Source organism: uncultured Roseovarius sp. (assembly GCF_963972555.1).
GTDB lineage: Bacteria > Pseudomonadota > Alphaproteobacteria > Rhodobacterales > Rhodobacteraceae > Roseovarius > Roseovarius mucosus.
The window spans coordinates 1-12,429 of sequence record NZ_CAXAUM010000013.1 but is presented as its reverse complement, the minus strand read 5'-3'; the positions used below and the strand labels follow the sequence as shown (position 1 = coordinate 12,429).

The 12,429-nt window shown below is 62.4% G+C and carries 11 protein-coding genes; 8 read left to right on the top strand and 3 right to left on the bottom strand.

From position 1 onward, the window contains the following. Positions 1-777 precede the first annotated feature (777 nt). The gene (locus AACZ65_RS12910; protein WP_037272501.1) at positions 778-1,644 is read right to left on the bottom strand and encodes a branched-chain amino acid aminotransferase; all 867 of its coding nucleotides are present in this window, start codon (positions 1,642-1,644) and stop codon (positions 778-780) included. Between the two features lie 165 nt (positions 1,645-1,809). Here AACZ65_RS12910 and AACZ65_RS12905 point away from each other — a divergent pair, with 165 nt between their 5' ends. The 8 genes from AACZ65_RS12905 to leuB all read left to right on the top strand — a co-directional run bounded on the left by AACZ65_RS12905 (position 1,810) and on the right by leuB (position 9,394). Continuing rightward, positions 1,810-2,307 (top strand): MarR family transcriptional regulator, encoded by a 498-nt coding sequence (locus AACZ65_RS12905; RefSeq protein ID WP_339671470.1) that lies wholly within the window; start codon positions 1,810-1,812, stop codon positions 2,305-2,307. Next, entirely contained in the window at positions 2,304-3,005 is a 702-nt protein-coding gene (locus AACZ65_RS12900) for a response regulator (RefSeq protein ID WP_339671468.1), read from the top strand. Before AACZ65_RS12905 ends, AACZ65_RS12900 begins: the two co-directional genes overlap by 4 nt. A 151-nt stretch (positions 3,006-3,156) precedes the next feature. Further along, positions 3,157-3,663, top strand: coding sequence for a hypothetical protein (locus AACZ65_RS12895; protein ID WP_339671466.1), 507 nt, complete (start codon positions 3,157-3,159; stop codon positions 3,661-3,663). 306 nt (positions 3,664-3,969) lie between these two features. Next, the gene (gene leuC / locus AACZ65_RS12890) at positions 3,970-5,373 is read left to right on the top strand and encodes a 3-isopropylmalate dehydratase large subunit (protein ID WP_339671464.1); all 1,404 of its coding nucleotides are present in this window, start codon (positions 3,970-3,972) and stop codon (positions 5,371-5,373) included. Next, positions 5,373-5,978, top strand: coding sequence for a 3-isopropylmalate dehydratase small subunit (leuD, locus tag AACZ65_RS12885; protein WP_037272495.1), 606 nt, complete (start codon positions 5,373-5,375; stop codon positions 5,976-5,978). Before leuC ends, leuD begins: the two co-directional genes overlap by 1 nt. A 333-nt stretch (positions 5,979-6,311) precedes the next feature. Further along, complete coding sequence (locus AACZ65_RS12880; RefSeq protein WP_339671461.1) at positions 6,312-7,160, top strand: hypothetical protein; 849 nt, start codon at positions 6,312-6,314, stop codon at positions 7,158-7,160. Then, entirely contained in the window at positions 7,160-8,209 is a 1,050-nt protein-coding gene (locus AACZ65_RS12875) for an endonuclease/exonuclease/phosphatase family protein (RefSeq protein ID WP_339671611.1), read from the top strand. Before AACZ65_RS12880 ends, AACZ65_RS12875 begins: the two co-directional genes overlap by 1 nt. 78 nt (positions 8,210-8,287) lie before the next feature. Then, entirely contained in the window at positions 8,288-9,394 is a 1,107-nt protein-coding gene (gene leuB / locus AACZ65_RS12870) for a 3-isopropylmalate dehydrogenase (protein ID WP_339671459.1), read from the top strand. A 215-nt stretch (positions 9,395-9,609) separates the two neighbouring features. Here the strand turns inward: leuB and adh are convergent, their stop codons facing one another. Both adh and AACZ65_RS12860 read right to left on the bottom strand, forming a co-directional pair. Continuing rightward, entirely contained in the window at positions 9,610-11,130 is a 1,521-nt protein-coding gene (gene adh / locus AACZ65_RS12865) for an aldehyde dehydrogenase (protein WP_339671457.1), read from the bottom strand. 123 nt (positions 11,131-11,253) lie between these two features. After that, complete coding sequence (locus AACZ65_RS12860) at positions 11,254-12,120, bottom strand: GAF domain-containing protein (RefSeq protein ID WP_339671455.1); 867 nt, start codon at positions 12,118-12,120, stop codon at positions 11,254-11,256. Positions 12,121-12,429 lie beyond the last annotated feature (309 nt).

Below are 12,429 nucleotides of genomic sequence, written 5' to 3'. Positions count from 1 at the left end.
TGTCGCCAGAGTTCGGCAGGCTGGGACCAAGTAATGCGTCACTTTTCGCATATGACTTCGGTCAGGCAATTCACCCCGAGGATACGACCGGCCAATGCCCCCACTGCCTGTCATTTCCAGATTTACTAGTTATTAACGTAACTTACATGTTGATGCACCTTGCCTCTGACCAAGTCAAGGACCCCGAAAAAATACAACTCAGGGGTGTTTTCGGCCGCCACCGCTTCCCGTCAGGTCACGGCAGCCCCCCCTGTGGCCGCCGATGTTTTGCCACAATGCGCCTTGCCCATTTTGTCCGGATGCAGCCAGATCATGCCACATTTTAACCACAAACTGTCCCTCGAACTGTTGACGGCATCACGGATCGCACAAGGGGTTGCGCGCCGGATTGTCCCACCCCTCGAAACAACCCTTCGATACGCCGCGCATTGCCGCCGCGATAGGGGGAAAAATACCGCTTTGGTTGCCAAGAACGGGTCGCGACGTAGCGTAATGTTGCAGACCTGGAAACGGCGGGTGATCTGGACTGCGCGCCGAAGCCCTGGCAGGCAGAGCTGCGTTGTGCGACGCAGGCGCGACACATTTCTGACACGTTTAAGGAGAGCTTTGAGGGGAACTTTTACGGGATCAAATGGCGTCGCGGTGTGAAATTTCAGCGAATCACTCAGTCAGCACGGTGCAAAAACACGAGACTCCGCATGAAAACGCCGCCCGACAGGACCGAGCGGCGATTGTGGCGAAATTAGGGCCGGGGTCCGGCCGGGGCTTTGCAGCCGGTCAGGCGCGCACAAGCGCCTCGTAGGCCTGTGAGACGTCGCGCGTCATCGCGCCCACCTCAAAGGTGTAGTCGCCGATCTGGCCCACCGGCGTCACCTCGGCGGCGGAACCGGTCAGCCAGCACTGTTCGAACCCTTCCAACTCTTCGGGCATGATATGGCGCTCATGCACCTTGATCTGGCGATCCTTGAGCATACCGATCACGGTCTGGCGCGTGAGGCCGTTGAGGATCGCATCGGCCAGCGGCGTATGCACCTCGCCATCCTTGACGAAGAAGATATTGGCCCCCGTCGCCTCGGCCACATAGCCGCGATAGTCGAGGAACATCGCATCCGAGCAACCCTTGGCCTCGGCGGCGTGTTTGGACATGGTGCAAATCATGTAGAGACCGGCGGCCTTGGCGGCGACGGGGATCGTTTCGGGGCTGGGGCGTTTCCATTTGGCGATGTCGAGCTTGGCCCCCTTCATCTTGGCGTCGCCATAGTAATTGCCCCATTCCCAGGCGGTGACGGCCATGCGGATCGGGTTGCGCGCAGCGGCAACACCCATGTCGGGGCCCGCTCCCCGGAAGGCGACGACGCGGACATAGGCATCGGTGAGGTTGTTGGCCTCGAGCACGGCGCGCTTGGCCGCCTCGATTTCGTCCACGGTGTAGGGGATCGCCATATCCATCAACTCGCCCGATTTCAGAAGGCGTTCGGAATGGGCGCGGCTCTTGAAGACCTTGCCGCCATAGCAGCGCTCGCCCTCAAAGACCGAGCTGGCATAATGCAGCGCATGGGTCAGGATATGCACATTGGCATCCCGCCAGTCCACCATTTTGCCATCCATCCAGATTTTGCCGTCCCGATCGTCATAGCCAGACATTTCCGCTTCCTCTTCGCGATGTTTGCATTTATTGCGCTACTTATGTCCGCCCCGGACATATTATTGCGCAAAAACTGAGATTCGGTAGCAGTTTGATCTTGGAATGTCAACAAAGCTGACTTAATATGAAATATGTGGCGTGATGATTGTGAACGGAGCCTGAGCATGGCCGAAATGCATGGTGGCGAAAACCTGTTGTTTCTCACCGACGAGCAATTGCGTCAGGGTATCGAGGCGATGTTCTTTGCCTATCGCGGATTTACCGCCGATCCCGACCGTATTCTGGCCACCATGGCCTATGGCCGGGCACATCACCGGGCGATCCATTTCATCGCGCGCAGCCCCGGCACCACGGTCAACAACCTGCTGGCCATCCTTGGCGTGACCAAGCAATCGCTGAACCGCGTGCTGCGCACCCTGATCGAGGACGGGCTGGTCGAGAGCCGGGTCGGCACCACGGACAAGCGCGAGCGGCACCTGACCTTGACCGACGCAGGGGCAGCGCTGGAGCGCAAGCTGTCGGACGCACAGCGCGCGCGCATGCGCGCCGCCTATCGCGCGGCGGGTCCGCAGGCCGTGGCCGGGTTCCGTCAGGTGCTTGAGGCGATGATGGAACCAGACTTGCGCCGCCGCTATTACGCCATCCGGGAGAGTGACACATGACCGAGCCCGCCCCCCATCTGCTGATTGTGGATGACGACGAGCGTATTCGCGGCCTTTTGCGCAAGTTCCTGATGCGGCATGGATTCCTGGTGTCCGTGGCGCGCGACGCAGGCCATGCGCGCCGCGTGCTGGCGGGGCTGGATTTCGACCTGATCGTGCTGGATGTGATGATGCCCGGCGAGAGCGGGGTGGAATTGACCCGCGCGCTGCGCGCCACCCACAAGACGCCGATCCTGCTCTTGACCGCCAAGGGCGAGACACCCGACCGGATCGAAGGGCTGGAGGCGGGTGCAGATGATTACCTGCCCAAGCCGTTCGAGCCCAAGGAACTGTTGCTGCGGATCAACGCGATCCTGCGTCGGATGCCCGAGCCCGAGCAGGAGCCGGCGCAACCCAAGGTCGTGCATCTGGGGCCCGTGCGCTATGACATCGAGCGCGCGGAACTCAGCCGGGCGGGCAAGCCTGTGCGCCTGACCGCGACCGAGGTGCAGCTGATGCGGATCTTTGCCGAGAACCTGCGCAAGCCGGTGAGTCGCGCCAAGCTGGTCGAGGATCTCGGCCGCGATGGCGGACAGGCGCAGGAGCGCGCCGTGGATGTGCAGATCACCCGCCTGCGCCGCAAGATCGAGAGCGATCCCAAGCAGCCGCGCTACCTGCAGACCGTGCGCGGCGAGGGCTATATGCTGTCGTCGGACTGAGCGTGGCCCCCATACATTCCGAAATCACGATATTTGCACGCATAAGTGACTGACTGAAATCAAACAACCGTTGAGCGCGTGGTGCCTGCGTGAAAAGCTTTGCCTGTCGGCCGATCAGGCTTGGACAGATCGTTTCTTAGGAGAACCACAAATGCATTTTAGATTTGGGACAGTACGCCTTGCGGCGCTGTGCGCAATTACCTTGCTGCTGGAGGGCGGGGCGATGGCCGCGCCCGTATCCGTCAGCGCGGTCATGGACCCGCAAGAGCAGATGCGCTTTGAGATGGGCGACGGCACCCCGCATTTCGTGCTGGCGGTGCGCCGCGAAGGCGTATCCGAGGGAGAGGGCGTGCTGGCCGGGGCAAAGGTCACGGAATTCGGCTGGCATGACATTCAGCCGCCCCTGGGGGGCGATCCGCGCGGCTATCTGCGGTTCGAGGCGGAAAACGGCGATGTGGCGGTCATCAAGTTCACCGTGCGCGCCGTGTTCATGAAAGGGGCCGACAAGCCTGCCCTGCATGATGACGGGTTTTGGGAACTGGTCAGCGGCACCGGGCAATTCGCGGACAAGCGCGGGGTTGGCGCGCTCAGGATCGAACCGGCGGGCGATCCCAAGCGGCTCTTTACCCTGACAGGCGAGATTGGGGACAAGCCTTGATCTGAAAAGCGGGATGGGGGCGCTGCCCCCGTCCCGGATTTCATCCGGGACTCCCCCGAGGGATTTCGGGCCAGATGAAGCGCGGGCGGCTCGGCATTGACCGCATCGCGGCACGCGACCCTCTTGATAGAGGGGCGGCGGCACTGTATCTGCGGTGCATGACACGGGTTTTCGACATGGATGATCGCGCGCGCCTGCCCTGGAGGTTCTTTGGGGCGATGCGCAGCATTACTGCGCGCCTATGAGGCGCGCCGCCTTTTCGTGACGTCTCTTAGCCAATCCAACCAGCAAAACGGGAGAGGACGCATGTCCCCCAAGACACTCTATGACAAGATATGGGATGCCCATGTGGCCCATGAGGCCGAAGATGGCACCTGCCTTCTTTATATCGACCGCCACCTCGTGCATGAGGTGACGAGCCCGCAAGCCTTTGAAGGGCTGCGGATGGCCGGGCGCAAGGTGCACGCCCCCGACAAGACCATCGCCGTGCCCGATCACAACGTGCCGACCACGCTCGACCGCGCCAATGCCGCCACCATGACCGAGGACAGCCGTATTCAGGTCGAGGCGCTGGACAAGAATGCGCGCGATTTCGGCATTCATTATTATCCGGTGTCGGATGTGCGCCAGGGGATCGTGCATATTGTCGGCCCCGAGCAGGGATGGACCCTGCCCGGCATGACCGTGGTGTGCGGTGACAGCCACACCGCGACGCATGGGGCCTTTGGCGCGCTCGCGCATGGCATCGGCACCTCGGAGGTCGAGCACGTGCTGGCGACGCAGACGCTCATTCAGCGCAAGGGCAAGAACATGAAGGTCGAGATCACCGGCAAACTGCGCCCCGGTGTGACCGCCAAGGACATCACGCTCTCGGTCATCGGCGCCACCGGCACGGCGGGCGGCACCGGCTATGTGATCGAATATTGCGGCGAGGCTATTCGCGATCTGAGCATGGAAGGCCGCATGACGGTTTGCAACATGGCAATCGAGGGCGGCGCGCGCGCGGGCCTGATTGCGCCGGACGAAAAGACATTCGAATATGTCAAAGGCCGGCCGCACGCGCCCAAGGGCGCGCAGTGGGAAGCCGCGCTCAATTGGTGGAAGACGCTCTATTCTGACGATGACGCGCATTGGGACAAGGTGGTGACACTCAAGGGTGAGGATATCGCCCCCGTCGTGACATGGGGCACGAGCCCCGAGGACGTGTTGCCGATTACCGCCACCGTGCCCGCGCCCGAGGATTTCACCGGCGGCAAGGTCGACGCGGCCCGCCGGTCGCTGGAATACATGGGCCTCAAGCCCGGTCAGAAGCTGAGCGAGGTCGAGATCGACACCGTCTTTATCGGCTCTTGCACCAATGGCCGGATCGAGGATCTGCGGGCCGCGGCCGAAATCCTGAAGGGCAAGAAGATCAAGGTGAAACGCGCCATGATCGTGCCCGGCTCTGGCCTTGTGCGGGCGCAGGCCGAAGAAGAGGGGCTGGCGGATATTTTCATCGAGGCCGGGTTTGAATGGCGGCTTGCGGGTTGTTCGATGTGCCTTGCGATGAACCCCGATCAATTGTCGCCGGGCGAGCGCTGCGCGGCCACCTCGAACCGCAACTTCGAAGGGCGTCAGGGCCGGGGCGGACGCACCCACCTGATGAGCCCCGCCATGGCGGCGGCGGCAGCGGTAACGGGGCATCTGACGGATGTAAGGGAGATGATGTGATGGAAAAGTTCGAGAAACTCAGCGGCATTGCCGCCCCCCTGCCCCTTATCAATATCGACACCGACATGATCATCCCCAAGCAGTTCCTCAAAACGATCAAGCGGTCGGGGCTCGGGGTCAATCTCTTTGACGAGATGCGCTATGACAGCGAGGGCAAGGAAATCCCCGATTTCGTGCTCAACAAGCCGCAGTATCGCGACGCGCAGATCTTGGTTGCGGGCGACAATTTCGGCTGCGGGTCGAGCCGCGAGCACGCCCCTTGGGCGATCAAGGATTTCGGCATCCGCTGTGTCATCGCGCCGAGCTTTGCCGATATCTTTTACAACAACTGCTTCAAGAACGGCATCCTGCCGATTGCCCTGCCGCAAGAGCAGGTGGATGTGCTGATGAAAGAGGCCGAAAAGGGCGCCAATGCGCGGATCGAGATTGATCTGGAGGCGCAGACCGTGTCGACGTCGGAAGGTCAAATCTTTGGCTTCGAAGTGGATGCGTTCAAGAAACATTGCTTGCTGGAAGGGTTGGACGACATTGGCCTGACGCTGGAAAAGGCCGCGGCCATCGAGAGCTTTGAGGCGCAGGCAGCACAGGCGCGCCCCTGGGTCTGAACCGGACCGCAACACAAGAAAAGGACGCCGCGGAGCAATTCGCGGCGTTTTCTTTTGGCCGCGCGCCTTGTGGCCAGCCCGACACAGGCCACAAGATACAGTGTTTACAGCCCCTTACGCCACAAAGTTGAACCAAGTTTGATGCAATCCTGCACCACTTGGACCCTCAATCGGCCCTAAATCTTTCGTCTTATTAACCAAGGGCTTGTGGTGAATAGTGAAAGTAGGCAAAAATTGGGCGAGATTGAGGCAACCCGCCATAAAGTGTGGGATCAAGTTGGAACAAGGGCGCGGCACCGCATCGCGACCGACCAAGTTGAAGGGGAACGGGCAGTGTTTTCACTGATTCCAGGTGCGCTTGCGCGTGCCATTCTGATTGCGATCCTGGTCGCCACGCCCTCTTTGGTCGTGCCGTCCACAGGCGCGGATACCGCGCAGATCGTGATCGTGCTCTCGATCCTCGCGGGGTTCATGACCTTTATCGAATACTACGGCAAATATCCCAGCATCATCGAATTCCGCTTTGCCCCGCCGTTCAACCGATCCAAGTTTTTTGCATTGGCCGCCATCCTCGTGTCATTGTCGATGATAGTGCGCGGCACGACCAACCCAACCGAAGCGACCGAGTGGGTGACGCAATTCGGCCGGGGTTTGGGCGACGCTATCGATTTTCCCTATTCACCCGTACGTCTGGTGGTGCTGATGATGCCTGCAGATGCCGATGCCGCGCTGATAGACATGGTGCGGATCGCCTCGGGGATTTCCTATACCTTGTCGCTGGTCATGATCCTCTATTTCGTGACGCTGGTGCGGTTTCTGGGCTGGCCTGCACGGTCGGGGGCGTTCAACGTCTGGATCAACCTGCCGCTCTTTGATCCCACGGGCGGCGGCGATGTGCTGCACCGTTTGCGGCGGGATGCCGGTCTTAACGTTGTATTAGGATCTTTGCTGCCATTCTTGATTCCAGCAGTGGTGCGCGCGGCCTCGGGTATGATTGACCCGATTTCGATCACGCAACCGCAAACCTTGATCTGGACGATGACCGCATGGGCGTTTCTTCCTGCCAGCATGTTGATGCGCGGCCTCGCGATGAGCCGGATCGCCGACATGATCGAGGACAAGCGCCGCCGCGCCTATGCCGAAGGCGACGCGCTGATCGCAAAGGGGCTGCAGGGCGCCTGATCTGGGGGCTTTTCGCGCTATTTCTCTGCGCACTGCCCGCCTATGCAGACAGACTGCGTCTGGCGAGTTGGAATGTAGACTTGGAACGCGCGGGGCCGGGCCTGCTTTTGCGGGATTTGCGGCGGGGCGACGATGCGCAGATTGCAGCAATCCTGCATGTGCTGGCGCAAACTCAGCCGGATATTCTGGTCTTGCAGGGGGTCGATTACGACCTTGATCTGCTTGCGCTGAGCGCGCTGCGCGACCGTATTTCCGACGGGGGCGGGCCACGTTACGAACACCTCTTTGCCCGCGTCCCCAATGCAGGTCTCGCCACCGGGCTCGACATGGATGGCGACGGGCGGCGCGGCGGACCACGGGATGCGCAGGGATATGGCGCCTTTGCCGGACAGGGTGGCATGGCGCTCTTGTCGCGCTATCCCGTGGAGGAGGCGGACGCGCGGGACTTCAGCGCGTTTCTGTGGCGGGACCTGCCCGGCGCGCTTTTGCCCCGAAAGGGCGATGCCCCCTTCCCCTCGGATGCGGCACAGGCGGTGCAGCGCCTGTCGTCGCGCGCACATTGGGTGGTGCCGGTGCTGTTGCCCTCCGGGCTGTTGCAGGTGATGACCTTTCACGCCACCCCGCCGGTCTTTGACGGTCCCGAGGATCTGAACGGGCGGCGCAACCATGATGAGCTCCGGTTCTGGCAGCTCTACCTTGATGGCCTGTTGGGACCACCGCCAAAGGGACGGTTCGTGCTGATGGGCGTTGCCAATCTGGACCCCGAGATCGGCGAAGGGCGGCCTGAGGCGCTGCGCGCGCTCTTGGCCGATCCGCGCCTGCAAGACCCGCGCCCGATACACCCCGGGGAAAAGGCGGCGCATCTGGAAACCGTCGAATGGCCCCCTCCGGGGCCCGGTGCGCGGCGGGTGTCCTATATCCTGCCCGCCGTCGATCTGAGGGTCGCGGATGCAGGCGTGCATTGGCCGCCCGAGGGCACGCCAGAGGGGGATATGGCCGCCACCGCCAGCCGTCATCGGCTGGTCTGGGTCGATCTGAGCCTGCCGTAACATCGGGGTTTCTTGACCATTCCGGGGCTTGCGTATAGGCCAACGGGCAACATCCAACGCAAGCCAAGGAAACGCCCCATGAGCAACCCATCGCTTCTTATTCTGCCCGGTGACGGTATCGGCCCCGAGGTCATGACCGAGGTGGTCAAGATCATCGACTGGTACGGGGCCAAGCGCGGGCTGGTGTTCGACGTCTCCGAGGATCTGGTGGGCGGGGCCGCCTATGACAAGCACGGCACGCCGCTGCATGACGACACGATGGCACGCGCGCAAGAGGTCGACGCCGTGCTCTTGGGGGCCGTGGGCGGTCCGAAATACGACAACCTCGATTTCAGCGTCAAACCGGAACGTGGCCTTTTGCGGCTGCGCAAGGAAATGGACCTGTTTGCCAATCTGCGCCCGGCGCAATGCTTTGACGCGCTGGCGGATTTTTCAAGCCTCAAGCGGGATGTGGTGGCTGGTCTCGACATCATGATCGTGCGGGAATTGACCAGCGGCATCTATTTCGGCGAGCCGCGCGGCATTTTCACCGAAGGCAATGAGCGCGTGGGCATCAACACGCAACGCTATACCGAAAGCGAGATCGACCGCGTGGCACGTGCCGCGTTCGAGCTGGCGCGCAAGCGGGGCAACAAGGTCTGTTCCATGGAAAAGGCCAATGTCATGGAGTCGGGCATTCTCTGGCGCGAGGTCGTGCAAAAGGTGCATGACGCGGATTACCCCGATGTCGAGCTGAGCCATATGTATGCGGACGCAGGCGCGATGCAGCTTTGCCGCTGGCCCAAACAGTTCGACGTGATCGTGACCGACAACCTCTTTGGCGATTTGCTGTCGGATGCGGCGGCGATGCTCACGGGATCGCTGGGTATGCTGCCGTCCGCCTCTCTCGGCCTGCCGATGGCCAATGGCCGGCCCAAGGCGCTCTATGAGCCGGTGCATGGCTCTGCCCCCGACATTGCCGGTCAGGGCAAGGCCAACCCGATTGCCTGTATCCTGAGCTTTGCCATGGCGCTGCGGTATTCGTTTGACCAAGGGGCAGAAGCGACGCGGCTGGAGAAGGCCGTGGAGCAGGTGCTGGCGGACGGGCTGCGCACCGCCGACCTCTTGGGCGAGGACGGTGTGACGCCGGTCTCGACCTCGGAAATGGGTGATGCCATCGTGGCGGCGCTGGAGGCAAGCCTCTGAGGCGAACGCCGCTACAAAAGTCCAAAGGCCCGCCAATTGCGCGGGCCTTTTTTGTAGGGGGTGCACGGCGTAGGTTTGGCTGGGTGGCGGGGGCCAATGCCACAAGAGATGAGCCGCGCCTTGATTCCGCACAGTGACGATTGGGGCCAGCGTCAACCCAATGCAAAAACCGCCGGGAATGACCCCGGCGGCTCACACTCTTTAACCATGAACCTTCAGAAAAACCCGAGCTTGTTGGGATTGTAGCTGACCAGCATGTTCTTGGTCTGCTGGTAGTGATCCAGCATCATCTTGTGGGTCTCGCGCCCGATGCCCGATTGCTTGTAGCCGCCAAAGGCCGCGTGCGCGGGGTATGCGTGATAGTTGTTGACCCAGACGCGGCCCGCCTCGATGGCGCGGCCAAAACGATAGGCGCGCGTGCCGTCGCGGGTCCAGACGCCGGCCCCAAGCCCGTACATCGTGTCATTGGCGATGGCGAGCGCCTCGGCCTCGTCCTTGAAGGTGGTCACGGACACGACCGGGCCAAAGATTTCTTCCTGGAACACGCGCATCTTGTTGTGGCCCTTGAGGATGGTAGGCTGGATGTAATAGCCGCCCGCAATCTCGCCGTTGAAGCGGGCAGCGTCGCCGCCCACCAGCACCTCGGCCCCCTCTTCCACGCCGATGGTGAAATAGGACATGATTTTTTCGAACTGCTGCAGGCTGGCCTGTGCGCCGACCATTGTGGTCATCTCGCGCGGGTCGCCCTGCTGAATGGCCTTCACACGGGCGATGCAGCGCGCGATGAATTCTTCATAGATGTCTTCCTGGATCAGCGCGCGGCTGGGGCAGGTGCAAACCTCGCCCTGATTGAAGGCAAAGAGAACAAAGCCCTCGACCGCCTTGTCGAGAAAGGCGTCATCGGCGGCCATCACGTCCGAGAAGAAGATGTTGGGGGACTTGCCGCCCAGTTCCAGCGTCACGGGAATGAGGTTCTCGGTCGCGGCCTCCATGATCTTGCGCCCTGTCGCGGTCGAGCCGGTAAAGGCAATCTTGGCGATGCGGGTGGATTTGGCGAGCGGCGCGCCGACCTCGGCCCCCATGCCGTTGACGATGTTGAGCACACCGGCAGGCAGGAGAGAGGCGACGAGTTCGGCCAGAACCATGATCGCGGCAGGGGTCTGTTCGGCCGGTTTCAGCACGATGCAATTGCCGGCGGCCAAGGCCGGGGCGAGTTTCCACGCCGCCATCAGGATCGAGAAATTCCACGGGATGATCTGACCCACGACGCCCAGGGGTTCGTGGAAATGATAGGCGACCGTGTCATGGTCGATCTCGGACATGGTGCCTTCCTGGCTGCGCAGGACGCCTGCGAAATAGCGGAAATGATCGACGGCCAGCGGGATGTCGGCATTGGTCGTCTCGCGAATGGGCTTGCCGTTGTCCCATGTCTCGGCCTGCGCCAGGAGATCGAGATTGGCCTCGAGCACATCGGCGATCTTGAGCAGGGTGTTGGAGCGCTCGGCGGCAGAGGTGCGGCCCCAAGCCTCGCGGGCGGCATGGGCGGCATCAAGAGCGAGTTCCACATCCATCGCGTCGGAGCGGGCGACCTCGCAGATCACCTCGCCGGTGATGGGCGTGATATTGTCGAAATAGCGGCCATTGACGGGGGGCACGAATGTGCCGCCGATGAAATTGTCATAGCGCGTCTTGAAGGGCGAGGCATAGCTGCCCGCGACTTGGGTCATCTCGTTCATTGGGGTTCCTCCGGTTACGCCCGGTCCTCCGCCGGGAATGACCAGAGAATGCGCCCTGCCCCGGCATGCGTCACCGGGGGGGCGGGGCACCGGGCGGCCCACCTGTCTCAGGAGTGAGACACTTCAATGCAGGTTTTCACCGATCCCCAGCCGTTTCATCCGGCGATAGAGCGTGGCACGTCCGATACCCAAGGCGCGCGCCGCCTCGGACACATTGCCGGACGCGCGGGCAAGGGCGCGAATCACCGCCGCCCGCTCGGCCCGCTCAAAGCCGCTGGGGCCATCCTCGCGACCAAAGATGTCAGAGGCGGGAACGGGGCGGATCGGCCCGATGGCCCCCAGATTGAACGCCTTGCGCGCGGCCCTTGTGGCGCCGACGACGATGTCATCGGCATCGACCGCGAGCAGCATTGCCGCCTCAGTTTCGTCGTGGTCGGCATAGAGAATGCGCGCGCGCGGATGGGCGGCGCGGAAATTGTCGGCCTCGATCTGGCGGGCGGTCTGGGCCACCATCGCGGCGATCAGGCGGTTGAATGCCTCGGTCTGGTCGGAACGGGCCGAGGACACATCGAGCGCGCCGATGATGCGCCCATCCGCGCCATAGATCGGCGCGTCCATACAGCTCATGGCGGTGTTGCGCGCCAGAAAATGCTCATCCCGGTGGATGATGACGCGGCGATCCTCTGCCAGACAGGTGCCGATCCCATTGGTGCCCTCGGACGCCTCGGACCAGTCGGCCCCCTGCCAGAGGCCCCAGTCCTGAAAGATCGCGGCATCGCCCTGCGCGCAGCGTTGATCCAGAACAACCCCCTCGGCATCGGTCAGGAGCACGGCACAGCCGGAATGGCCGACAAGGCCGAAGAGCTGATCGAGTTTGGGCGCGGCCACTTGCAGGAATTGCGCCTGCGCGCCTTGGCGTGCGGTCAGATCGTCAGCTGCGATCCGCCCTGGTGCACGGCGCTCGGCGGGGTCGAGCCCATGCTTGAGCATCGAACGCCGCCAAGAGGCGACGATGCGCGAGCGCGCGGGCGCGGAGGCTGACTGCGATTCCTCGAGAACCTTGTCGATATGGGTGCGGCGATGGGCGATCTGGGGGCCTCTTGCAATCCTGGCAGCGATGGAATGTCTCTTTAGACGCCTGTGGCCCCTGCCCTGTCAATCCGACCTTCGGACCGGTTGCACAGCGCGGGCAAAACACCGCGAAACCCCTTGCAATGCCCCGCCACGCGGTATAATCGCCTGTCTCACGGTCGGGCTGTAGCGCAGCCTGGTAGCGCACCTGCTTCGGGAGCAGGGGGT